Annotated in this window: 23 protein-coding genes; all 23 read right to left on the bottom strand. The window is 37.9% G+C overall.

Translation table 11 applies throughout. From position 1 onward, the window contains the following. Positions 1 to 3 precede the first annotated feature (3 nt). Positions 4 to 1,500, bottom strand: coding sequence for a glycerol kinase GlpK (gene glpK, locus IGL31_RS01605; RefSeq protein ID WP_002325279.1), 1,497 nt, complete (start codon positions 1,498 to 1,500; stop codon positions 4 to 6). A 135-nt stretch (positions 1,501 to 1,635) separates the two neighbouring features. Beyond that, complete coding sequence (locus tag IGL31_RS01600) at positions 1,636 to 3,096, bottom strand: helix-turn-helix domain-containing protein (protein WP_002296783.1); 1,461 nt, start codon at positions 3,094 to 3,096, stop codon at positions 1,636 to 1,638. Then, positions 3,086 to 4,381 carry an FAD-dependent oxidoreductase gene (locus IGL31_RS01595; RefSeq protein WP_002319530.1) on the bottom strand — a complete coding sequence of 432 codons (1,296 nt, stop codon included), beginning with the start codon at positions 4,379 to 4,381 and terminating at the stop codon, positions 3,086 to 3,088. Before IGL31_RS01595 ends, IGL31_RS01600 begins: the two co-directional genes overlap by 11 nt. 342 nt (positions 4,382 to 4,723) lie before the next feature. After that, a complete protein-coding gene (locus IGL31_RS01590) occupies positions 4,724 to 5,401 on the bottom strand; it encodes a type 1 glutamine amidotransferase domain-containing protein (protein WP_002319529.1) in 678 nt (225 codons plus the stop codon). A 29-nt stretch (positions 5,402 to 5,430) separates the two neighbouring features. Further along, positions 5,431 to 6,522, bottom strand: a complete 1,092-nt coding sequence (locus IGL31_RS01585; RefSeq protein WP_086299899.1) for an NADH-dependent flavin oxidoreductase — start codon at positions 6,520 to 6,522, stop codon at positions 5,431 to 5,433. Positions 6,523 to 6,622: 100 nt separating this feature from the next. Next, entirely contained in the window at positions 6,623 to 7,057 is a 435-nt protein-coding gene (locus tag IGL31_RS01580; RefSeq protein WP_002294674.1) for a MarR family winged helix-turn-helix transcriptional regulator, read from the bottom strand. Between the two features lie 583 nt (positions 7,058 to 7,640). Further along, on the bottom strand, positions 7,641 to 9,098 hold the full coding sequence (locus IGL31_RS01575) for a glycoside hydrolase family 1 protein (RefSeq protein WP_002300024.1): 1,458 nt from the start codon (positions 9,096 to 9,098) through the stop codon (positions 7,641 to 7,643). Continuing rightward, positions 9,095 to 10,990, bottom strand: a complete 1,896-nt coding sequence (locus tag IGL31_RS01570) for a beta-glucoside-specific PTS transporter subunit IIABC (protein WP_002307894.1) — start codon at positions 10,988 to 10,990, stop codon at positions 9,095 to 9,097. Before IGL31_RS01570 ends, IGL31_RS01575 begins: the two co-directional genes overlap by 4 nt. 57 nt (positions 10,991 to 11,047) lie before the next feature. Beyond that, positions 11,048 to 12,823: an HTH domain-containing protein gene (locus IGL31_RS01565; protein WP_086299900.1), complete on the bottom strand. Its 1,776-nt coding sequence runs from the start codon at positions 12,821 to 12,823 to the stop codon at positions 11,048 to 11,050. Positions 12,824 to 12,872: 49 nt separating this feature from the next. Further along, positions 12,873 to 14,369: a glycoside hydrolase family 1 protein gene (locus tag IGL31_RS01560; RefSeq protein ID WP_086299901.1), complete on the bottom strand. Its 1,497-nt coding sequence runs from the start codon at positions 14,367 to 14,369 to the stop codon at positions 12,873 to 12,875. Between the two features lie 193 nt (positions 14,370 to 14,562). Then, a complete protein-coding gene (locus tag IGL31_RS01555) occupies positions 14,563 to 16,185 on the bottom strand; it encodes a glycoside hydrolase family 13 protein (protein WP_086299902.1) in 1,623 nt (540 codons plus the stop codon). Between the two features lie 430 nt (positions 16,186 to 16,615). Continuing rightward, entirely contained in the window at positions 16,616 to 17,929 is a 1,314-nt protein-coding gene (locus IGL31_RS01550; protein WP_002307889.1) for an NCS2 family permease, read from the bottom strand. Positions 17,930 to 18,173: 244 nt separating this feature from the next. Next, the gene (locus IGL31_RS01545) at positions 18,174 to 18,398 is read right to left on the bottom strand and encodes a hypothetical protein (protein ID WP_002338567.1); all 225 of its coding nucleotides are present in this window, start codon (positions 18,396 to 18,398) and stop codon (positions 18,174 to 18,176) included. Between the two features lie 19 nt (positions 18,399 to 18,417). Then, positions 18,418 to 18,840: a VOC family protein gene (locus IGL31_RS01540; protein ID WP_179189383.1), complete on the bottom strand. Its 423-nt coding sequence runs from the start codon at positions 18,838 to 18,840 to the stop codon at positions 18,418 to 18,420. Positions 18,841 to 18,981: 141 nt separating this feature from the next. Then, complete coding sequence (locus tag IGL31_RS01535; protein WP_002296773.1) at positions 18,982 to 19,692, bottom strand: B3/B4 domain-containing protein; 711 nt, start codon at positions 19,690 to 19,692, stop codon at positions 18,982 to 18,984. Between the two features lie 17 nt (positions 19,693 to 19,709). Beyond that, positions 19,710 to 20,207 (bottom strand): GNAT family N-acetyltransferase, encoded by a 498-nt coding sequence (locus IGL31_RS01530; protein ID WP_086300000.1) that lies wholly within the window; start codon positions 20,205 to 20,207, stop codon positions 19,710 to 19,712. A 36-nt stretch (positions 20,208 to 20,243) separates the two neighbouring features. Further along, positions 20,244 to 20,696 (bottom strand): MarR family winged helix-turn-helix transcriptional regulator, encoded by a 453-nt coding sequence (locus IGL31_RS01525; RefSeq protein WP_002294693.1) that lies wholly within the window; start codon positions 20,694 to 20,696, stop codon positions 20,244 to 20,246. Between the two features lie 134 nt (positions 20,697 to 20,830). Beyond that, on the bottom strand, positions 20,831 to 21,436 hold the full coding sequence (locus tag IGL31_RS01520) for an NUDIX hydrolase (RefSeq protein ID WP_002294695.1): 606 nt from the start codon (positions 21,434 to 21,436) through the stop codon (positions 20,831 to 20,833). 692 nt (positions 21,437 to 22,128) lie between these two features. Next, positions 22,129 to 22,749, bottom strand: a complete 621-nt coding sequence (locus IGL31_RS01515) for an AAA family ATPase (RefSeq protein ID WP_002294697.1) — start codon at positions 22,747 to 22,749, stop codon at positions 22,129 to 22,131. Between the two features lies 1 nt (position 22,750). Continuing rightward, positions 22,751 to 23,620, bottom strand: coding sequence for a class II fructose-bisphosphate aldolase (locus IGL31_RS01510; protein ID WP_002298926.1), 870 nt, complete (start codon positions 23,618 to 23,620; stop codon positions 22,751 to 22,753). Between the two features lie 22 nt (positions 23,621 to 23,642). Further along, entirely contained in the window at positions 23,643 to 24,050 is a 408-nt protein-coding gene (locus IGL31_RS01505; protein ID WP_002307887.1) for a hypothetical protein, read from the bottom strand. Between the two features lie 18 nt (positions 24,051 to 24,068). Then, positions 24,069 to 25,358: a PTS sugar transporter subunit IIC gene (locus tag IGL31_RS01500; protein WP_086299903.1), complete on the bottom strand. Its 1,290-nt coding sequence runs from the start codon at positions 25,356 to 25,358 to the stop codon at positions 24,069 to 24,071. Positions 25,359 to 25,384: 26 nt separating this feature from the next. Beyond that, entirely contained in the window at positions 25,385 to 25,687 is a 303-nt protein-coding gene (locus IGL31_RS01495; protein ID WP_002287534.1) for a PTS sugar transporter subunit IIB, read from the bottom strand. Positions 25,688 to 25,692: the final 5 nt, after the last annotated feature.

Raw genomic sequence — 25,692 nt, 5'->3', positions numbered from 1 at the left:
TCCTTATTCAAATGCTTGGGTAGCTTTTACTGCTTTTTTCCAACCGTTGTAAAGTTTTTCTCGGCGCTCTTCCTCCATTTGAACTTCAAATAGCTTGCCAGCTTCATAAAATTCGCGGATCTCGTCTGTATCTTTCCAATAACCGACAGCTAATCCTGCTAAAAATGCTGCCCCTAGTGCTGTTGTTTCCAAGTTTTCTGCTCGTTGGATCGGTACATTCAAGATATCTGTTTGGAATTGCATCAGATATTCATTATTTGCTGCACCGCCATCCACTTTCAATACAGGAATCTTGATTCCAGTGTCATCTTGCATCGTATCGATGATATCTCTCACTTGATAGGCAATCGACTGCAAAGTAGCTTTAATGATATCTTCTTTTGTCGTTCCACGTGTCAAACCAAACATAGCCCCTCGTGCTGCCTGATCCCAATAAGGAGCACCCAGTCCAACAAATGCAGGAACAACATAGACCTCATCTTCGCTTGTAGAGCGTTTCGCTGCGTCTTCTGAATCGCTAGCTTTTTGCAACATTTGAAGTCCATCTCTCAGCCATTGAATCGAAGAACCAGCCACAAAAATACTTCCTTCTAAAGCATAGTAAACCTTTCCATTTATGCCGTAACCAATTGTCGTCAATAAATTATTTTTGGATAATTGCGGTTTTTCACCGGTATTCATGACAATAAATGAACCTGTACCATAAGTATTCTTGACCATGCCTGGTTCGAATGCCATTTGTCCGAATAATGCGGCTTGCTGGTCTCCTGCCATCCCTGAAATTGGTGCTTCGCTTCCATAAAAATGATAACCTTGCGTATAACCATAAACTTCTGAGTTAGAAGTGACTTTTGGTAACATCACTCGAGGAATATTTAGTAAATCTAAAATCTCCTGATCCCAATCTAGCTGATGGATATTGAACAACATCGTCCGACTGGCATTCGAGTAATCAGTAACATGTGCTTGTCCATCGGTCAGTTTCCATACTAACCAAGAATCGATCGTTCCAAACATTAACTCGCCTTTTTCAGCGCGTTCTTGCGCACCTTCTACATGATCAAGAATCCAGCGAATCTTCGTTGCTGAGAAATAGGCATCGATCACTAGCCCTGTTTTTTCGTGGAAAAATTCTTGATAGCCTTCATTTTTTAAGTTATCTGCAATTCCAGCTGATTGTCTGGATTGCCAAACAACTGCATGATAGATTGGACGTCCTGTATCTTTTTCCCAGATTACTGTTGTTTCACGCTGGTTCGTTATGCCAATCCCAGCAATTTGGTTTGGTTTGATCCCTGATTCGATGAACGCTCCGGCAATAACTGACTGTACAGAATTCCAGATTTCATTTGCATCATGTTCAACCCAGCTTTCTTGCGGGAAATATTGCGTGAACTCTTTTTGAGAACTGCCGATATGTCTTCCTTTCTTGTCAAAGATAATTGCTCGTGAGCTAGTTGTACCTTGGTCAATCGCCATGATATACGTTGGTTCTGTCATTGTGATTCCCTCCATTATATGCAAACGCTTTCTTTAACTACTCTTATCATACTACTGTTTTAAAAAAAGAAACTGTCAAAATTTTATTCTTTTTTTCTTTTTTTGACAGTTTTTTATTATGAAGCTATTTTTTAATCAATTCTTTTCTTTTTTCAGCGTCTCTATTCTTCTTTTCAATCGAATAATGTCGTAAGGTGACGCAAATTCTGACAGATAATATTCACACTGTTTTTTGTTTCTCTGGCAAAATGTGATCACCAAATCATATTCTTTACCTTCTTCATAACTTCCAATCTCAATACCGCCGATTCCCCTCAGTTCTCTGATCAGATATTGTTGAAAAGCAATACGATAAATCGGCAGACTTTCTAAATCGATTCCAATCACTACTGGTTTTGCAATATAAAAATCGATCATCAAAAGAACATTGGCATACTGGATCATCAGGTAACTAAGCTCACTGTCTTCAGCTCTTTTCCTCGGCAATTGCTGCACCGCTGTTTCCTGTAATTTCGCCAGTAACTGTGTTAAGGAATGCCCGAGCATTTTCTGCTGCTGTTCCAAAAGCCGATCACGCTCATAGACTTCGATCTTTCCAACAAAGAAAAACCATTCATTGTTGATCTGGGAAATTTGGTAGCCTACTGCCTTTTCTTCTTTGATTTTCAAACGACGAGGACGATAATGCCATAACATCGTTTCCCGAATGTAAGTATCTAAAACAGCGGTTGGTAACTTTTTGCTCCGTGTCAAATCATACTGATAAAATATTTCTTCGTCTACTATCGAAAAAGAAACAAAAAAGCTGTAAAACATCATTGTTTCGTATACATTCAGTTCTGCTGCTGTTCGACTAAGATGCATCACGATGATTGGATCGATTGCTTGATAAAGCCGGTCCGACTGATAGAGTAATTTCTTTTCTTTCAAAGTTGCGTACGTACTTTTTTCATTCAATAGTCTTTTTTTCGTAATCCCGAGCCAGCAAGCAATCTGTGCTTCTGCTGATGCCGTAAACGTTGTTTCTAATACACGGTCCAATCCTAGAATGAACGGTCTTTTTTCTGGTGTATTTTGCAAAAAAAGCGGTCGCTGATCTTCCGGGATATATTGGAATAGTTCATAATAAAAATATCGTATCTGTAGCTCTTCTCCGTATAATTGACCGTTTTTGATTTGTAATCCAAATTCCTCTAAGAGCTGGTTCAATTCTTTGATCTTTCGAAAAACAGAAGACTCACTGATATTAAACGCTGTCGCTAATCGAACGATGGATACTTGCTGATGTTCTAATAAATAGACGAGCATCTTAAACTTCAAGCTTTCCTGCAATAAAAACAATAGAATTTTTTCCAAACTTACATCTTCGTCCAACACAAGCAGCGCCTGATACTCATTTCGCTGTACTTCTACTTTTTTTTCCATCATTCGGCCAATCAATTCAATATCTTCCAAATATTGATCAAACGAGGCTTTTGACAGTTGGACATGCTCTCTCAAACCATTGATAGAGGCTGTTCCTCCTTGCAGAACAAGGTTTCGCAAAATCAGGATCTGTAACTGCTCTTTTCTTTCTAATAATGCTTCAATCTTCATAGGCAGTATTCGCCACCTTTGACCACACCATATCTGGCACACGGTATTCTGGCTGGAAAAATAGCTCATGTTCTTCTAACTGTTCAAACGTCCATCCTTCTTCTACTGCAATTGTCAGTTGGTCAAGAAGGTGGAACATCTCTTTTTTGCTTTGGAGCTGTGCTCCAAGAATCTTTTTTTCAGAATCAAATAGAAATTTGAGTTTAACTTTGCTTTGATTTATTGCTGTAAGCTTGTATTCTACGTATCCTGTTTCAATTTTTTGGGGATAAAAAATGCTCTCTTCTTCTGTCAAACCTACGCTTCCTAAGAAATAGCCAAACCACTGATTGCCGACTGGACGATAGGTTCCCTGATCCTTTGTCTGTGAGCCACTAATTGTCTTGCTGACATTTCGTGCTGTACGGACAGCGTTATTTACTAGAGAAACATACATTTTTTCATTTGTTGGACGAAAAGTTACTTGGATCGCATCGCCAATCGCATAGACGTCTTTTTGAGACGTTTGCAAGTAGTCATCTACCCAGATCGTTCCATCATCATTCAATGTTAATTGTTCTTCCCACATCTGATTGTCGGGGCGAGAATGATTAGCCAGCAAAACAAGATCATAGTTCTCCTTTCTTTTTTCCGTCTCTACAATAGCGGTTTCATTTTCGGTCAAAGACACAACTTGTTCTTCTAAAAAAAGTGAAAGCCCTTGATTTTTCATTTCCTTTACTAACGGTTCTGTCATTTCAGGATCTAGATAACGAAAAAGAATTGACTTTCGGCTTTCGTAAAGATGGATTTGTTTTTTTCTTGATGCCAACCCTTCAGCTATTTCGATTCCTGCTTGTCCTGCACCAATAATTGCAATTTTCTTTGCATTCATGATCTTTTGCTGAAGAGCCGTTACGTTTTGTATCTTTTTAACTGGGTGAATAAGCGTTGATTCTGCAGAAATATTTCGAAACTTTTGATTTGAACCAGTCGCTAGAATCAAACGATCAAAATCCAATTTTTTTCCTCCTGCTAAAACGACTTTTTTTTCTTTCAATCCTATTACTGTCTTTTCTGTGTAAACATGGATTCGATAGCGGTCAGTCAGTTCTTCTTTCGTGATCCAAGAAAGTTGTTTTTCACTGGTAACCTTTCCTTTTAATATCAAATTGAACCCGCTGGGAATCCATCCTAACTTCGATTGCTTTTCAATCAAATATATTTCACTTGTTGGCATCAATTGGCGAAGATAAATAGCCGCATGAATCCCTGCAAACGACCCGCCGACAATTACAATGTTCATCTGCATTCCTCTTTCTTATAAGGTGTTCTACTGCTAACTTCTCAATCAGAAAACACAGTATTCATAACTCGCTTTCAACCTTATGATACATAGCGATGCAGCAGAATCAACCCTCTCCATCATACCGTGTTCTAGGTCTGCTTCTCAATAATATACTAGTGGACCTAATTGAAGAGTATCATTTCTGAAGAGATGTTTCAAAAAATGTACTCTTATAAAAGAAAAAAACTCGCCTTTTACGTACCTCTGTCCAAATAGGAAACAGAAAAGAACGAAAAGACGAGTTTTAGTGTGTGTAATGTAATAGTTAGAATAGACACATCATTTTTATGCTAACAATTTTTAATTCTTTAATGCTTCAACAACTGCTTCGCCTAATTGATGAGCAGATTGAGGATTTTGCCCTGTAAGAAGCCGCCCATCAATGTGAACCACTTCTGAAAAAGCTCCACCAGACTGATAGTTTGCTCCTTTTTCTTTCAAAGCATCTTCTGCTAAGAATGGTACTTCATTCGTTGTACCATTTGCTTCCTCTTCTTCATTACTGAACCCAGTCACTGTACGTCCAGCTAAAATAGATTTTCCAGACTCATCTGTAACTGGCAACAATCCTACAACACCGTGACAAACAGCTGAGACCAGCCCTTCATTTCGATAGATTTGTGAAGCGACTTTCCCAAGATCTATTGCTTCTGGAAAATCCCACATTGTTCCGTGGCCACCAGCATAATAAACCGCTGCATAATCATTTGCATCCACATCATCAGGACGTAAGGTATTTCCCAAGGCCCGATTTCTGAAATCTTCATCTTTATAATAGGCCCAATCGATTTCATCCATATTCAAAACACTTTGCGGTTCTAAAGGTACATATCCGCCTTTAGGACTGACAAAATCTGCATCGATCCCATTTTTTACTAATACATCATAAAAATGAGTCAGTTCACTTAACCACAAACCTGTAGGACGCTCGATCTTTTCGTACTTTTCTACATTTGTTAATACGATCAATACTTTCATTTTCCCATCCTCTTTCTATAAAAATTGCGTTATTGATAACGTGCTTTCAAGAAATTATATAATGGGCTTGGCAAATAAAGCTCTTTATATGCTTCTTCAAAAGGTTTCGTTACAAATTCATCCTCACGGTTTTCCAATAATTTCTCTGCCCAGTCAGGATCGACGATCATTTGCTGTCCAATTGCTGCAAGTTCTGCATATTTCAGTACTTGCTCTACGTCTTTGCGAGTACGGATGCCTCCGACACCAATTAAAGGGATCTTTCCTTGGATCGTGTCATGGACAGCTTCAAGAATCGACTGATCGCTGTATTTATCAGAACGGGCTCTTCGATCATACGCATTTAATGAAACATGCAGATAATCTAATTTTGTCTCACGTAATCGTTCAAGAAGCCAGATCGTGTCTTCAAAACGGATACCTGGTGTTTCATATTCTTCTGGCGAGAAACGATCCCCTACGATGAATGGTTTTTTTGCATATTTTTCAACCGTTGAGAAAACCGTTGTTAATAATTCGTCAATAAAACGATAGCGATTTTCTAAGCTACCGCCCCATTGATCCTCTCGTCTATTCGAATGCGGAGAGAAAAATTGTTGGATCAAATACGTATTTGCTCCATGCAACTCGATACCATCAAATCCTGATTCAATCGCTCTGCGTGTGGCTTCGCCAAATGCTTGGATTGTTTCTTTGATTTCATTTTCACTTAATGCTCGCGGTGTTTCTGCATCAGGTCGTTCCGCTGCAACTGCACTTGCAGATACAGGCTGTTCTCCTGATAGAGTAGCTCGACTAGTCATTCGTCCACCGTGGAAAATTTGAACAATCGCTTTTGCACCTTCTCCTTGGATTGCTTTAGCTAGTTCACTTAACCGAGGAATCATTTCATCGTGAGCGATGCTCAGTTCACCTGGCCAGCCTTTTCCGATATCTTGGACATTTGCAGCACCAGTAATAACAGCACCAAGTCCTTTAGAACGTTGTTTATAATAAGTGATCTCATCTTCGGTGATCACTCCATTGAAGAAGCTGAGTTGTGTCGTCATAGGCGACAGCATCAATCGGTTCTTCAATTGAACTCCTGAAGGTAAAGTAATTGATTGATCAAATTGTGACATTGTCATTCCTCCCATAATTCGCTCTGATTAACCTATCGAGAATCATCTATCATTAAACCACTCGATTAGTTGTACATGCAACTAATTTGCTTAAAAAATTTTATTTTTTTTGTAACTTATCTGTTGCATCATTCATTGTCTGGGCTAATTCTTTACTTGCTTCATTTCCCAAAACTGCTTTGTATGACTGATGAAGTTCTTCCCAGCTACCATCGACTTCCTTAGCAAATTGGCGTCCTTGTTCTGTAAGATAAACTAATGACAAGCGACCTTCGCTAACTGTTTTGACGTATCCTTTATATTCTAATTTTTCAACAAAACGAGCAATCGTTGATGGGGCGGAATAGAGCATTTGTGCAATATCTTTTTGTGGTATTCCGTCTTTTTCTTTTAATATCAATAAAATAAAACCATAAGTTGGTGCCAGACCTGTCCTTCTAAACGCTTCATCAGCTAATTTATTCAACATGCGATCTAGCTTTTTCACGCTAAAGAAAAGACATTCATCTAACGCTTTTTCAATTGGCTTTTCCATTTCATCCCCTCCATTGGCGTACATATCATAGTATGATTTTTATTTTTTGTCAAAAAACACGGAATAATGTCCGCCTCCTCTGTCTAGATTTGAAAAAAAGAAGTAGCCATCTTCAAAGAATTTCGGCTTGTTTTCGACAAAACTCCTTCTGGAACACCGTGAATCAGAGGTTGTGAAAAAGTCGTTTAGTTTTGAGTATGAAGAAAAATTTTGTGAAAATGGCTTTCCACATTTTTGCATAAATTTGGCTTAATACCGAAAAACTGGCTTTTGAACACCGTTTATATCAGAGGTTGTGAAAAAGCCGTCCTGCATCAAGTAATAAGAACAGCCAAACAAAAATAGTTCCTCATATTTTGTCGTTTTTTGAGCTAATGCCGATGGTCAGCTGATTGTACACCGTTTATTGAGAGGTCGTGAGCCTGCCGTTGAACTCCGAGTCACAAGGAGCAATTTCAAAAAACAGCTTCTCATGTTTTATGACTATGGTGACTTGTGATCGAGGAGTTGGCAGGAGAATACTGTTTATTCGTAAAGAAGGGGCTGTGACAAGACTTTTGTCACAGTCCCTTATTTCCTTTTATTATAGGATTTCGCCATTTGATTGGATGACTTGTCTGTACCAATCAAATGATTTTTTCTTTAACCGTTTCTTTGTGCCATTCCCTTCGTCATCTTGATCAACATAGATATATCCATAACGTTTTGACATTTGTGAAGTAGAAGCGCTGACGATATCAATGCAGCCCCACGACGTATAACCAAATAAATCTACTCCATCTTCGATAGCTTCCTTCATCTGCTCAATATGCTGCTTCAAATAGTCAATGCGGTAATCGTCTTGAACGGTTCCATCTTCTTCTACTTTGTCTATAGCTCCGAGTCCGTTTTCAGCTATGAACAGTGGTTTTTGATACCTATCATATAATTGATTCAAAGCAATTCTCAAACCCTTAGGATCAATCTGCCAGCCCCATTCACTTGATGGAAGATACGGATTTTTAATTCCTCCAGTTATTAAGTTTCCTTGGACCCCTTCCAAATTTTCTGGATGAGCACTGACTGCACTAGACATGTAGTAGCTAAAAGAAACAAAATCAACAGGGTAGGCTGCTAAGATTTCTTCATCACCTACTTCTATTTTTAAGTTGACACCTTTTTCTTCAAACATTCGTTGCGTATACGCTGGATAATATCCTCTTGCTTGAACATCACTAAAGAACAAAGAAGTTCTTTGCTGCTCAATTGTTTTTTGAATATCATCCGGATCACAAGAATACGGAACAAGAAGCTGATAGCTGATCATACAACCGACTTGTGAACCTTTGATAATTTCATGACAAGCTTTTGTAGCTAAAGCACTTGCTATAAACTGATGGTGTGCACCTTGGTATTTCGCTTGTTCCAAATGGGGATGGTTTTCTTCAATTACTCCTACGCTAACAAAAGGGTGATGTTTTACACAGTTGATCTCATTGAAAGTCATCCAATATTTTACTTTATTTTTATAGCGTTTGAATACTGTTTCAGCGAAACGAACGTAAAACTGAATAAGCTTTCGATTAGGCCATCCACCATATTCTGTAACCAAATATAACGGCATTTCATAATGGGAAAGAGAAACGACTGGCTCAATCCCATATTTTAGACATTCGTCAAACACTTGATCATAAAAAAATAATCCCGCTTCATTGGGTGTTTCTTCATCACCATGAGGAAAAATTCTTGTCCATGCGATAGACATCCGATAGCATTTAAAACCCATTTCAGCAAATAAACGGATGTCTTCTTTAAAGTGATGATAGAAATCATTTCCGTGTCTTTTAGGATAATAATACTTGCTGTTGGGATCCTGCGCCGCTTTTACTTGCTGATGCGTCATCATATGCCATTGATCTGTCCATTTTTCTTTAGGTAAATCGCTGTCGAATGTATACACATCAGACACAGATAATCCTTTTTCATCTACATCCCATGCACCTTCACATTGATTGGCCGCTGTCGCTCCGCCCCATAAAAATCCTTCTGGAAATTTTTTCATATCGATCCCCCTAAACTTGCTAGTTTTCTTGTTTGATTATTTTTCTTATGACTAGTAATGATATTTTTGAATCTACTACTATTTGTAACAATAACCATTGTGGTCGGATCATATCCCTCTTTGATTAATTCTTGCAAATCTACTTCCATCAATAAATCGCCTTTACGTACTTTTTTTCCATCAGATACTGCACTTTGAAAGTATTTGCCATTTAAATTCACTGTATCAATACCGATATGGATCAGTATCTCTGCTCCTTCTTCACTGACTACCCCAATTGCATGTTTCGTTGGAAAAACTGTTGAAACTTCCCCGTTTACAGGACTGTAGATTTTTCCGTCCGTTGGAATGATCGCAAACCCTTCTCCTAAAGATCCACTAGCAAATGTTGGATCGTTTACTTCAGATAAATCAATTATTTCACCTGCTGCAGGAGTACTTAACACTATATCCTTTGAGGATTCTTCTTCGATTTCATCCTTGTAGCCGAAAAGAAAAGTTAGCATACAGGAACTGATCATCGCTAAGAAATAACTAGCAACTAGCCAAACAAATCCTTCACCAATATAAATCGGGAAAGACAAAATACTTCTTGTAGCAACTGCCAAAGCACCGGCTCCTGCGGCACCAGCTACTCCACCAAATATAGCTCCACATATACAAGCAATGTAAAATGGTCGTTTATATTTAAGAGTCACACCATAAACAGCAGGTTCAGTGATTCCAAATAATGCTGTGATAAATGCAGATAAAGATAAACTTTTTACTTTCTTATTTTTCGTTTTCAAAAATACCCCAAGTACTGCTCCTGCTTGCGCAGCTACGGCAGTCATACATGCTGGACCTAGCGTATCACGACCGTAGAAAGAAAGATTGTTGGTCATTACTGGTACAAGTCCCCAATGTAACCCAAAAATCACTAACACTTGCCAAAATCCGCCGATAACAGCACCAGATAAAACAGGGCTAAAGTTATAAACAGCTAAATATCCAGCTGCAATCAGCTGACTTGCATAATCTGCAATTGGACCTACAACTAATAAAGTAATTGGGACCATCACGATGATACAAATGAATGGTGTCAATAAATTTCGAATACTTTCGTGCAAGCTTTTGCGAATCTTAGGCTCAATATAAGAAAGAACCCATACAGCTAAAATTGCTGGAATAACCGTACTTGTATACCTTGCTAGAATCACGGGCATCCCTAGAAATCGCAAGGTTATGCTATCACTATATGCACTGACAATCGTAGGATAAACGAGAGCTGCTGCAATAACCATAGCGATGAAACGATCTGTATTGAACTTTTTTGCAGCAGTATATGCCAAAAATATAGGCAAGAAATAGAAAAATGCATCAGCTGCTGCATTCAAAATGATATAAGTTCCTGATTCAGTAGTTAATAAATTCAAACTCGTACATAAGGCGAGTACTCCTTTGATCAAACCACTTCCTGCCAAGACGCCTAAAGTCGGGGCAAAAACAGCGGCGATCATGTCTATAAAAGAGTTTAAAATGCCTTTTTTCTCAGTTCCTCTCTTTCCACTAGATGCATCATCTTCTAGTTTCATTTGTTTGGATAATACGTCATACACTTCATTTACTGCATTTCCTACTACGACTTGAAACATTCCTCCAGCTTCGACTACAGTGATCACACCTTCTAGTTGCTCTACCTTCTCCTTATCTGCCTTCTTATTATCTTTTAGGGTAAAGCGTAACCTTGTTGCACAATGGTAAACATTGCTGACATTTTCTTCGCCTCCGACAAATCGGACAATATCTTTCGCTAATTGTGAATAGTCCATTTTTCCTTCCCCCTTGTTAATTAATGCCGTAGCAATCCTTCTTACAAGATAAGTATAGTTCTTAGAAAACGGTTTCTCCATTCAATTAGTACCCCTTCTAATAGCGAACGAAACTGTACAATAGTGTGTATGGTTTACTTAGCCGAGCAAATCACTCACTGCTTGAAAGAAAACAAGTATATCGTTTCTCTTATAGTCAAAGGAGACAAAAAAAACACGCTTGATCTTCCTTTGCTGATATATAAGTGGTATCTCAAGCTGATACTCTGTGATTTTTGTTTCTACTTGGCTTTTGATAAGACAGCACAACAAAGTCTCGGCATTTAACGGAAGCATAACTAGGTCAGAACTAGGAGAGATTAGTTGCTGAATGGAATCTATCTTTTTATGGATTTTTATTTGATTTTCTTCTTTGTAGTAATGATCAAGCAGTTTTGTTTTCTTTTTTTCTTCAACTATGGTCAGCTTTTCACGCAAAATCTGATAAATCTCCGAAGATTCAAACTCATCTAGAACACTAGGTAGATAAATCAAATCATCCCACTCAAAAATAAGCTCTTGCTCAGTAGTCAAAATTGCATCATATTCCGTTATTTTGTTTGATTGATTTTTGAAAAGATACACTGGTTCTATCCGGCATTCTTTGATCCACATGTTCATACTTTGTTGAATCTGTTTTTTTAGTGTATTCAAAATACTAATTGGCTGGTTACTAACAATCAGTATCTCCCCTTGTTTTCGAAAAGGATTCAACGCTTCGGCAAGATACAAAACCAAATAAGCGCTTTCAGCTAAATTGGGACGTAATTGAAAATGTATTGGGAAGAAACGCCGAATTAAATAAATTTCTAAAGGATAACGGGAGATGATCTTTTGTACAAAATGATTCATGGTATTATGTCCGGCATCCATCCTCGTTTTCATTTGTTTGATATGGGTTAGCAAAAATTCTGTTTCATGGAACAATAACGAAACAGGAAGATCTAAAAAACGAATAATCGTTTGCTCAAATGCTCTTAGATTCTTCTCTATTTCTTTGTTTTTTTCATCATTAATCATCAAATAATTTAACTCTAATAGTCGATTTTCAATTGCTTGTTTTTCTTGATTGGAAAAAGAATAGGGTAGTTCTGATGATAACTTTTTTGTGAGGGTCTCTACCATCGGAATAAATAATGTATACCTGTTTGTTTTTTCTAAAAGTTCTTCTCTTCGAAGAATGGTCAAAACGAGATACCGAGAAAATCGTATGAAGTCCTCTCCTGAAACAATATAATTATATGATATAAGAACCTCTTTTAATGTCTTTTGGACAGTCGGCATGATATTGGAAAAAATTGTACTGATTTGTTGAGGCAACCTTGCGTGTTGGATCACCGTTTCTGTTCCAACAAGAGATAAGAAAATTCTTTTTGAATTTTCTTCAGCAACGATTTTTAGTCCTTTTGTCGACGAAACTTCCAGTTCTAATTTAGGATTGCGCTCGATCCAACGCAAAATCGTTTTTATTTGTAATGATACGGCTGTTTTTGAAAGAAAGAAAATGTCTGCTATCTTTTGCATACTGACATACCCTTTTTGAAACAATAAGTACGTCACAATAGTTGAAGCTCGGAAATCCATGCTGGAATAGATTTTATGTTTCGTCACCTCTTGTATGATTTGCTGTTTAGTTTCAGATTCAATTGATTCTAAAAAATAACCTGAACGTTTATTTGACTGGATAATGATTTTCTTCTCGTAGATAGCAAGCATATTTTTGATTTCAGTTTGGATCGTTTTCTTGTTGGTACCTAAAGCTTCAGCTAATTCTTCGCTTGTTATCCAATGATTCTTATTTCTTAATACTACAAGAATTTGGAGTTGTCGTTTATTTAAGTCCATTTGCTTACACCTCCTCTTTGTTATAAACATACAGGAAAAACCTCTCAAATGACAATAGTCACTTGCAGAGGTTTAAAAATCATTTGAAGAAAGATCTATATTCAAGGTTTTTACCATTAGATTGGATAATTTGTTTATAATATTCAAAACTATCTTTTTTCAATCTTCTAAAGCTTCCGCTCCCATCATTTTGTCTATCCACATAAATAAAGCCATATCGCTTCCTCATTTCCCCTGTTCCTGCCGATACGATATCGATTGGTCCCCACCATAAGTAACCAATGATTTGGCAACCATCTTTTATTGCCTCAGCAATTTCCTGAAGATGTATTTTTAGATACTCACAACGTTTTGGATCGTGGATTCGATTCAATTCATCTGGTGCTTCATCTAGTCCAATGCCATTTTCAACTATGAATAATGGTAATTCATAACGGTCTGTCAATTCATTCATGACATAACGAAACCCTAGAGGATCAATTGGCCAACTCCAAGGTTCGGGAGATTTTTCCTTCAAAAAGGGATTATCGAAACCATTTGCTCCGCCAGTATCTACGCGCATTTCTGCTTCTTTTTTATAGACAGCGCTACGATAATAACTAAATGCAATATAATCTGCCGTGTTAGCTTGCAAGCACTGTTCGTCTCCATCTAACATTACTGGTGCACAGTCTTCTTCCTTCCATGTCCTGTAAATATAAGCTGGATAATGCCCTCGGCACATGACATCGGAGAAAAACCATGAATTGCGTTTAAATTGCAGTGAACCAAATACATTCTCTGGATCACAGTCATATGCATAAGTCGCTAATGCAGAAAAGCTACACATAATACCCATCTTAGCATTTGGATCGATTTTCTTTAATAATTGAGTAGCACGGGCGTTCGCTAGAAACATATGATGACAGGCTTGATAAATCTCTTTTTTTGTTAGTGTAGCAATGGGTTCAAGTTTATCTCTAGCAGGGAATGTAACCAATCCAGCAGCTGCATAAGGCATACGAAAAGCATTATTGATCTCATTAAAGGTCATCCAATATTTCACTTTCCCTTGGTAGCGTTCAAAGACGGTCTGCGCATAAAATTCAAAAAAGTCGATTAATTTTCGATTTTGCCACCCCCCATACTCTCCTACCAATGCTAAGGGGGTTTCATAATGACTAAGAGTAATTACTGGCTCGATATCATATCGATTTAATGTATTGATTAGTCTGTCATAAAATACGAGACCAGCCTCATTTGGCTTCTGTTCGTCTCCTCTTGGAAATATTCGTGCCCATGAGATGCTTGTTCGAAAAGCTTTTAAACCTAACTCCTTCAGTAAACGAATATCCTCTTCAAATCGATGATAAAAATCAATCGCTTCATGAGAAAGATAATGGAGTGATTCGTCTAAAGCAATCTCCCAAATCTTTTTTCCTTCATTCCACTGAATACTAGGATGCTGGTTCATGATCCCGATAAGCGTATCTGTCACATTAGGTAATTTGCCGTCTTCCAACCATGCACCTTCACATTGATTAGCAGCTACTGCTCCGCCCCATAAAAAATTTTCTGGAAATATTTCCTGATCCATAACTATCTCTCCTCGCTATCAACAATTTCTTACTTGAAGTATAGCTCGATTCATCAAAACAAGATATTCTAACTATTTCGGCAGAAGAGAAGAAAAAAATTGAATGCTACTCTTCATTTTTAATATTTATATATAACAAATACATAAGACGATCCCCGAAAGAAAACACTCGTTAACCATCTAAGCAAACGATTTATTTTACTTCCACCACAAATGCTTCATATGGTCGTAACTCGACTTTGCCGTCTGGTAACTGTTTCAGAGGATAATTTGACACAATAATCCTTAAAGCTTCACGTGGAACAGTGAACACCTGTTTTTCACTGGACATATTGCAAACAACGAGCCATCGCTGATCTTCATATATGCGAGAATAGGCAAAGACATGCTCTGGCGTCTCTTCTACTAATTCATAGTCTCCCCAGACGATGATGTCATGTTTTCTACGCAAATCGATCAATTTCTTGTACATATAAAAAACAGAATCTTGATCTGCTAACGCTTCTTCTGCATTGATTTCTTTATAATTTGGATTGACTCGAAGCCATGGAATTCCAGTAGTAAACCCAGCATGTTCACGGGCGTTCCATTGCATAGGCGTCCTAGCATTGTCTCTTCCTTTCGCATTGATTGATTCCAAGATTTCCTCTTTTGTAAATCCAGAAGAAATCCTTTCGTTATACATATTGATTGTCTCAATATCTTTTGCTTCCGCGATATCATCGATTGGGCAATTCGTCATGCCTAACTCTTCTCCTTGATAGATATAAGGGGTGCCTTTCATCATATGGAGCAAGATAGCAAACATCTTGGCACTTTCTTTTCGATACACATCGTCATTTCCCCAACGAGAAACAATTCGCGGAAGATCGTGATTATTCCAAAATAAACTATTCCATCCTTCATCACCTAAAGATGTTTGCCATTTGGATAATACTTTTTTCAGTTCAGAGATACTCAAGGGTTTCAAATCCCATTTGTCTTTGTCTTCTTGCTGATCTAATCCTATGTGTTCGAATTGGAAGACCATGGATAATTCATTTCTTTTAGGATTGGAATAAAGTTTAGCGATTTCGGTAGTTGCTCCCCATGTTTCGCCAACAGTCATCAGATTTTTGTCACCAAAAGTTGCTTGATTCATTTCCTGAAGATACTCATGCAGTTTAGGTCCATTACTTGTGATTTCTTTATCCGGTTCTTTGCCAATCATATCGATCACGTCCATACGAAAGCCACCAATACCTTTATCGATCCAGAAATTCATCATTTGATAAATCTCTTGGCGAACCTGTTTATTTTTCCAATTCAAATCAGGTTGACGCTTGCTATACAAGTGCAGAAAATATTGCCCCGTTTTTTCATCCAACTGCCAAGCAGAACCACTGAATATTGAGCGCAATCTATTAGGCTCTTTTCCATTGACCGGATCACGCCAAATATAATAGTCCCGATAAGGATTTTCTTTATTTTTACGGGCCTCAATGAACCACGGATGTTCATCAGAAGTATGATTCACCACCAGATCCATGATGATACGGATATTTCTTTTCTTTGCTTCTTCAATCAGTTCTTCCATTTCTTCCATCGTACCGAATTCTGCCATGATTGCTTGATAATTACTGATATCATACCCATTGTCATCATTCGGAGACTCGTATACTGGAGAAAGCCAAATTGCATCAATACCTAAATACGCCAGATAATCCAACCTGGAAATAATCCCCCGCAAATCTCCAATACCATCTTGATTTGAATCTTGAAAACTTCTTGGATAGATTTGATAAACAACTGAATGGTGCCACCATTTTTGTTCCATGATTTTCCTCCTATAAATGGATGTTTCTATTTTTTGCTTAATCATTTATTTTAGTCTCTCTCACTAAAAATTGTAACGCTTTCAAATAGCTATTGCACCTTGTTATCGGTAACAGAATAAAACAAAAAAACAGCTGAGGAAATTTCCTCAACTGTTTTTTGAAAGGATTGATTTATGCAGGGAAGAATGCTGATTTCACAACTTCTTTATAAACGGTGTTCACTCAGCTGTCCCTTGGTATTAGCTCAAAAAACGGCAAAATATGAGGAACTATTTTTTCTCTAATACTCAGGCCAGAACACTGATTTCACAACCTCTTTATAAACGGTGTTCACTCAGCTGTCCCTCGGTATTAGCTCAAAAAACGGCAAAATATGAGGAACTATTTTTTCTCTAATACTCAGGCCAGAACACTGATTTCACAACCTCTTTATTTCACATTCAATATCCACATGAATCCCACGAATACAAAGAACAGACCATACATGATTGGAGATACTTCTTTTCCTCTTTTAGCTGCTAACATGGTAATTGGATAGAAGATAAAACCTAATGCAATCCCATCTGAAATACTATAAGTCAAAGGCATGCCGATCAAGATCAAGAATGAAGGGATCGCAATCTCTAATTTTCCCCATTCGATTTGTCGCAAAGATTGTGCCATCAATACTCCTACCATAATCAATGCTGGTGCAGTTACTTGTGAAGTAACAACTGATAGTAATGGAGAAAAGAACAAGCCTAACAAGAAGAAAATCCCTGTAGTAATAGCTGTGATACCTGAACGTCCTCCAACGGCGATACCAGCTGATGATTCTACAAATGCACCAACAGGAGAAGTACCTAATAAGGAACCCGCAAGCATAGCTGTTGAATCAGAAGCTAAAGCTTTCCCTACGCGAGGCATCTTGTTGTCTTTCATGAAACCTGCTTGATTTGCTAATCCAACTAAAGTTCCTGCTGTATCAAAGAAAGTCACAAGCAAGAATGTCAGCACTACGACCCACATTTGAAGAGAATTGATGTCCCCTACATGTTTTAATGCAACTAAAAATGTTGGTTTCAAACTTGGTGCTGCGGCAACAATTTCAGAAGGCATTGGAATCAAACCTGTGACCAGACCTAAAATCGTTGTAGCTGCCATCCCGATGAAGATGCCACCTGGTACACGCCGAACAAGCAAGATAGCAGTTACGACTAATCCAAAAATCGTCAACCAAGTAGAACCAACGTTGAGTGATCCTAATCCTACTAATGTAGATTCATTCGAAACGATGATCCCACCTTCGCTCAGACCAAGGAAAGCAATAAATAGACCGATACCGCCAGAAATCGCATATTTCAAATCTGCTGGGATCGCATCAATGATCATTTCCCGCAGCTTGAAGATTGTGATCAAAATAAAAATCAAAGAAGCAACGAATACGCCGGCTAATGCTGTTTCCCATGGAATCCCCATTCCTAAACAAACAGAATAAGCAAAAAAAGCATTGATCCCAAGAGCAGGTGCCGTTCCAATTGGATAACGGGCTAATACCCCCATTAAAATACAGCCGATCGCACTGGCTAATGCAGTCGCAGTAAACACTGCTCCTTCATCCATTCCAGAAGCACCTAATACAGTTGGATTTACAAATAAGATATAAGCCATCGAGATAAATGTTGTAAATCCTGCCAGTACCTCACGTTTTACCGTGGTGTTCAATTTTTCTATTTCGAAGTAGGAAAGTATTTTTTCCTTCATCTTCCATCCCCCTAAATCCGAACATTATAAATAAAGTCCGTTAAAATTTCGATTTATTAATAAAACAACGTGTTTTATCATATACTAAAACAAAACATAAGTAAACAAAAAATTCGGATTTTAAGCAAAATCCGAACGTTCCATCTGATTAAATCCCTTTATCTCAAAGTTCATGAACATTCACTTTGGATTACAAGAATTTCTTTATTGTGTTAATAAAGTTTCTTCATTCTAGTCTCAAAAATCAATAGTGTGATTTGATTTTACCATTTCGTTTCTGTTCTTCTTTGATCAATTCTTTTGTATCGACAGGATTCAGATTATTTAGTCCGCCAAAACCTGTATCGACCATTTTTCCCCAGCCTTTTGTCTTCTTTTTTCCTGATTTGAGATTCTTTGCTCGAAGCTTCTCACTATGTTTTGCTCGCCGATACTTCAAATAACCTTCTAATCTTCCCATTAGATCCACTGTTTTTCCTCCTTTTTATTCAATCAGACGACTCAGCTTTTCCTATAACAAAATAATTGCCTTCAGGGTCCGAAAAATTGAAAGTCAAGACGCCATTGTTGTCTGTGATTTCTCCTGGTTCTTCCATGTTCTCGTAGATAGTTTCAAATTCATCCGTAAAAAATACTAAAGAAGGCGGTGGTCCTAATACCTCTGGTGAAAACTTCTGCACAAATACTTTTGGGAATACGCCTAATTCTAATTCTTTTGAGATGCTGAGTACAATACTCTTAAATTCTTCTGGCAATTCGATTGTTTCAGAAATTTCTGCACCAATTTTTTCTACAAAGAATCGGCAAATCATCTCTACGTCATTGACATAAAGCATCACACGTGTTTTTTGTATCATCATTTGACCCTTCTTTCTATTTGATTTTCTTTCCTGTCTATAAACTGATTCCATTATATCACGAAAGCGCAAACACCTTGTGTTTGATACTATTCAAGAAAAATAAAGCAATAGTTTCTAGGATTGCTTTCCTCCACAAACTTTTTTTACAAAAAAAAAACGGCAATGAATGCCGCTCTTCTTTTTTCGATTCTTTTATAATTCTGCTTCTGATTCATCTTTGGTTAGTGTGTGTCTGACACTAGTTACGCCAAATGTTTGATCGATTTTTTCCTTCAACGCTTCGATTGCCTGTGCGCCACGTGCCGCTTGTTCAGCATTGATGGATTCAATGACCAGCACCGCTGCTTGTGTTTCTTCCGTCAGCATCGTTCTTTGGGCTTCACGCCAGTTGAGACAGCGACAGATCGCTCCTTGTTCATCATAGTAGATGATTTCTTCCGGAAGTGCCGGAGCATCGGAATCTGCACCTAAAGGCAGGAATGATTCGCCACCTTGGGCTTTTCCTAAATGCAGATTTCCTGCGATCTTTTCGATATCTTCTCCGCCGCAAGGTACGCCAAAAGACAAGGAAATACTATTATAGATATCTACAAGCGGATTGATTGGGAAAAATTCCCGTTCTTGATTTGCACGTTTCAGTAAAGCTTCAATAGAAGAACGTGCACCTTTTTTAGTCTTGAATGTGGTAAATGCCTGACGCCACTGAGCAATGACTTCGTTTTGGCTGAATGTTTCTTCTGTAAGGTAATTTCTTGCTTCTTTTGCTGCCTCATTCAATAATTGATGATACGTTTCTTCACTTTCTTTTGTTACGTGGTTATCGATACCATTTACGGATAAGATTTCGATGGTTGCTTCAGGAAATACTTCCCAGAAATTTGTATCCACTATTACTTTTTTCATATGTTCACACCTCTTGATTAGAATAATTGCTTGATGAATAGATAGTCTGTTTGGGGATCATCTCCCATATAAAAAACATGTTCGCTGTATTTGATAAATCCTTTTTTACGATAAAAAGCGAGCGCAACATCGTTGTGTTCCCAAACACCGAGCCAAATGGCTGTTTTTTGCTTTTCTTTTGCTTTTTCAATAGCTGTATCTAGTAAAAATGTACCGATACCTTGATGTTTAAATTTTTTTCGTACATAGATTCGCTCGATTTCTAAAAAATGATCAGCCATTTCCTCAGATTGACTCGTTCCTGTATTTAGTTTCAGGTAACCCGCAGGCTCTTGATCGATACTCACTAGGAAAAAATCGGTTTCTTTATCTTTTAGCTCTTCTGTAAGTTTTTCTAGTGCATAAGCTTGTGTCAAGTAATCAGCTAAATGCTCCGGTGAATTATCTTTTCCAAATGTATCTGTAAATGTTTCGATACTAATTTGTTGTAGTAAGTCTACATCTGAAGACGTCATTTTTCGAATTTCGTATTTATTCACGGCTTCTTCCTTTCAATAGATCCTTTTATTGCCTTTTTTGACAAAATTCCAATCTTCGCTAACATTCTTGCATACTTTATTTAAAAGATATTCCAATTGTTTTGCTTCTTCGTCAGAAAGACCATTTAATGCGACTGCATTGGAGTAGTTGTTTTCTCGAATGATGAAAGGATAGATTTCTGCTCCTTTCTTAGTCGGATAGAGTTTCTTGATTTTTTTATTTTCTTTATCTTCCAAACGTTCGATCATCCCATTGGATTCTAATTTCTTGATTGCTCGGGCAGTCGTTGTACGATCTACTTTGATCATTTCTGCTAGTTTTTCTTGGATGATTCCAGGATTTTCGCAAATACGTACTAAATAAAGATACTGTCCTCTTGTTAAATCGACTTCTTTGAATTCGATATTGCTAATAGAATCTAGCGCTCGGGCAATCATTCCGATGTCTCGAAGGATTTCAGCCATTTCATCCCACCTTTATTTTGTTTGTAAGACTAGTTTACCTCTTTTTGTTGCAAATGCAACTATTTTCAATAAAAAAATCAAGTTCTTTTTTAATAACTAGTAAAGTATATTCTTTTCTTCTTTTACGAAAAAGCTCAATCACAATAGATCTGGTTTTTGTTTTCTAAAATAAGTAACTGTTTCTTCGTTGTTCGCTTTTCTGATAGCTTTGGCAACTCTTCTATACTAAAAAATCCCATGTTGGAAGTTTCATTATTCTCAATAAACTTGGCCTCTTCACCGTGGATCGCACAAGCAAAAACAAGTTTATAATACTGAAAAAGCTGTGGAATATCTTTTTGTTTATTCGTATCAAAAACTGCTCGCAACTGAGTAGTTTCTACTGTTAATCCTGTTTCTTCATAGACTTCTTTACGCACATTTTCTTCAGGAGACAATCCTATTTCAGCAAATCCACCAGGAAGTGACCATTCTTTCGTCCGTTTATCTTCGATTAGTAGGACCTTGCCATCTTTTTTGATATAGGCACGAACATCTACTTTTGGTGTTGGATGTCCTTCTCCAATCGTTGTGAGCGCTTTTATTTCTTCGAAAGTTTCTTTTCCTATTTCACTGATCAATTCCAATGAAATCGTCCGGATCTCCTCAAAACGCTCTTTATCAAATACATCTTTTCCATAATATAGACCAGCTTGAGAAAGTGCGAGTAGTCTTTTGTATTGAGCCAACTTCTTGTTCATTCTCTTCCCTTCTTTTTTAGCAAATGTATGACTATGTAATCAAGTATAGAAGACTAGTTTAATTACGGCAAATAAATATAATGAAATCTGCAATAAATAAAAGAATGTTAAAAAACTCGAGAACAAAAGACATTCGACTTCTCTGGGGCTGTGAATAAATGGCGTTCAAAAGCTTGCATCTGCGGTAATAAGCCCAACCAAACGAAAAATATGACGAGCTATTCTTGTTTGGCTGTTCTTATTAATTGAGGCAGGACAGCTTTTTCACAACCTCCCCACTAAACGGTGTTCAATCAGCTGATGCTCGGTATTCACTAAAAAAACGGCAAAATATGAGGAGCTATTTTGCCGTTTTTTTCTATAATACTCATATTAAAACACTGACTTCACAACCTCTTCCTTAAACGGTGTTCTCCTGCCAACTCCTCGGTCACAAGTTACAATATTCATCAAACATGAGAAGCTGTTTCTTGAAGTTGCTCCTTGTGACTCGGAGCTGAACGGTAGGCTCACGATCTCTCGGTAAACGGTGTTCTCCTACCAACTCCTCGGTCACAAGTCACAATATTCATCAAACATGAGAAGCTGTTTCTTGAAGTTGCTCCTTGTGACTCGGAGCTGAACGACAGGCTCACGACCTCTCGGTAAACGGCGTTCAAAAGCCAATTTTTCGATATTAAGCCATTTCTTTGTTACTTATTGTCATTGATTTCTTTTTCTAATTTATCCAATAGTGGAGTGTAATCCACTTGAGTATAGTCTGTTACATCAAATTCATATAGTGTTCCTAACTGGAATTTGTCATATTTTCGGTCGGCGATGATCTTTTTGAATGCTTCTTTCGTAATATGATTGGTCCCTTTCGTTCGATCTTCCAATACGTCACCATAGTGATAATGATCCATGATATAGCTCAAATGACGATCTGATTCACGATCACGTTTGTACCGACGTTGCCATAACACTTCAAAGTCTGCTGTTAGGCGAATCGTGATCACCTGATATCCGTATCTATCTGCTAATTCTTGGAGTCGTGCTTTTTGCTTATCACTAAAAGGATACTCGGACACAATCACTTTCTTTCCTGCTTCCATATACAAATCAAGTGCTTTGTAATAGAAAGGATAAACTTTCGTCCTTTCTTGTTCCGCCCGTTCTTCCAAATTGTTAAACCCGATGGATTCTGCATAGTATTCCTTGATTTCATCGAGCGTGATGGCATACATATCTGGAAATCGTTCCCGTAGTTTATTCATAAGATATGTTTTTCCTGTACCAGGACTACCAGCCAGAAGAATGAAATACTTTTTCATCTCATTTATTTCCTAAGTTAATTGGACTTTCCAAGTTCATAAACAGTCCAATCTTATGCTTGACAATTTCTTTTACTGCTTTATTTGCTGGAATCACATTATGGCGAAGAGACTTGTTGATTTCTGTTTCACTAAAGGTTTCTTTAGCTACTTTCGTCCAGTTGACTAAAAGCTCCGTTCCAACATTGAATTTGCGGATCCCGTTATTGATCAATTCAGGATAATCTTCTTCTTTCACACCTGTTCCTCCATGGATAACTAGGGGGACATCAACTACTGCATCGATTTCTTTCAGCAAGGGAATGTTTACTTCTGTTTTTGATTTGAATTGTCCATGATTCGTACCGATAGCAATAGCTAATGCATCCACGCCTGTAGCTTCTACAAATTTCACTGCGTCTTCCGGTCTTGTATATACCTTGTCATTTTCAGCGACATGGATTCCTTCTTCTGTACCGCCGATTGTTCCAAGTTCTCCTTCTACGGAAACACCGTGCGCATGGGCATATTCTACTACTGCTTTTGTCTTCAGGATATTTTCTTTGAAAGGCAGATGGGACCCATCATACATGACAGAAGTATATCCGCTGTCGATTGCTTCTTTGATATCATCAAAGTCTCGAGCGTGGTCTAAGTGCAAGACTGCATCAACCATTTCTTCTTCTGCAATAGCTGTCATTACATTGACTAACACATGCATGCCGATATATTTAGCGGTATCGACACTTGTTTGAATAATGATTGGCGAACCCATTTCTTTTGCTGCGCCTAGCATAGCAGGAAGCATTTCTAGGTTATGCGTATTAAAAGCTCCAACTGTAAAATTCAACTCTTCTGCTGTTTTTGTTACTTCTTTCAATGTTGTATACATCTTTTATTGCCACCTTATCTTTTTATTTGTTTCCTTTGATCGTTACTTGTTTTGCAATTTGTCGCATCTCATCCATTTTGCCCATGTAGTAATCGATCCCTTGATCATCACCAGCACGAGCAGCATCTGCACGCTTCTGGTTATAGAGGCTCATCAGTTTTTTATACCCATCTCCGATCGTCTGTTTATTTTCCAAGCTCTTTTCTAAATATTGGATGGCTTGATCGTTCTCATACAATTCAGAAAATTTAAGTCCAACTTGTTCATAAAGTTCCGCTAATTTATGCCTATCTTGGGTAGTGGAAATCTCTTGTTTCAATTGTGTGATCTCTGATTGAATCTTTTCGGTCGCTTCTGGCGATAGGGCTTTTTCTTCTTTTGCCAGAACTTTTTTCGGTTCTTTTTCTTTTTTCTTAAAAAATCCAAACATCATTTTCCCTACTTTCAATTAAAATGCTTTCAAAACTGGGCTTAAGATCCAGGCATATAAGAGTGCTGCGGCTACTGTATCTACATCGGTTGCTGTAGCATTGATGAATCCCATCGAATTAAAGATCGTTACTAGCAAAGCGGGCAATAATGTAATAAAGAAACCATGAGCAATACCGCCAATGATCGCTCCTCGGCGTCCGCCAACTGCGTTGCCAAATATCCCTGCTGTCCCTCCGGCAAAGAAATTGGTTAGCATACCAGGTAAAATCATCGCTAAGCCGAACATGGGCAAAGTAAACATGGCAATAATCGTACCAATCGTTGTCGTAATGAAACCTAAAATGACGGCATTTGGGCTATAAGGAAAGAAAACTGGACAATCTAAGGCAGGGATCGCATCAGGAACTAATTTCATAGCTATCCCTCGAAATGCCGGCACGATTTCACCTAACAGTAGACGTACACCAGCTAGCAATACATACACACCCACTACGAATTGGATGGCTTGTAAAAAGGCAAACATGATATAGTTTTGATCTCCTGATAATTCAGAAGCGAATGGTTCGCCTGCAAATAAAACAGTGATGATATATAGCGGGACCATCACGACCATGACAGACAAATAAGTATCTTGCAGAAATTCGAAATGTGTCGGCAACTTGATATCTTCGATCGACTTTTTATTTTCACCTTTCTCACCAAAAAGCTTAGCAACACCGGCTTCAAATAAGTACCCGATCGTACAAAAATGACCTAAAGCAATATCATTTGATCCAGTGATTTTACGAATGATCGGTTGCGCTACTGCCGGCATAGCAATGGCGAAACAAGCTCCGATAAAACCACCGACCAAGATCAATATGATCCCTCGCAGACCGGCAAAATAGCCAAAGACTGTGGTCATCGTTGCCATCCATAAAATTGCTTGACCAGTTAAAAAAATGTACTTCCATTTTGTGAAACGAGCCAAAATAATATTGAATACAAAAATGGCTAAGAATGTCAGTGCAATATCTCTACCTAAACCCAAATCATTCATTGCTTGACCATTGATAGATTCAATAGAAGGGATGATCCCTTGCATATGAAATCCTTCAGTAAAGATTTTCCCGAAATAAGTTAAACTTCCAACGATGATGCTCGAACCAGCACTCAACACTTGAAATCCTAGGAGTGTCTTTAACGTGCCAGAGATGACTTGTCCTGCTGATTTCTTCTGCAGTAGTAGACCCAACATAGCAATCAATGCAATGGTGATCGATGCCTGAGTCAAAATATTTTCGATGATAAAATTGATAACGCCCATGTTTTTACCCTCTTTTCTTTTTGTATTTAGATAACTCCCTTATCTTGCAGAACTGGGGTGATTTTTTCTTCAATTTCATTTTTTGAAACAATATTTTTCAAATAGATCATCGCCGTTTTAGGATCAACTGCGAACTTTTCGAACTGCGAACGAAAATTTTCTGCTGTGATGATCACATCTGGTTTCATGGAAACTGCGGAAGAAATATCACAATGGTCCAGTTTGGCTTCTACTCCTAATTTGTTCAAAACATCCTCAGCAGACATCTGTGCTGCAAAACTACTTCCTAAACCTGCACCGCATACGAATAAAATGTTCAATTTGTTCATCTTTG

The organism is Enterococcus sp. MSG3290 (genome assembly GCF_050555565.1).
In the GTDB taxonomy this organism is placed as follows: Bacteria; Bacillota; Bacilli; order Lactobacillales; family Enterococcaceae; genus Enterococcus_B; species Enterococcus_B faecium.
The sequence above is the reverse complement of the archived record's forward strand: the minus strand, read 5'-3'. Positions and strand labels throughout refer to the sequence as shown.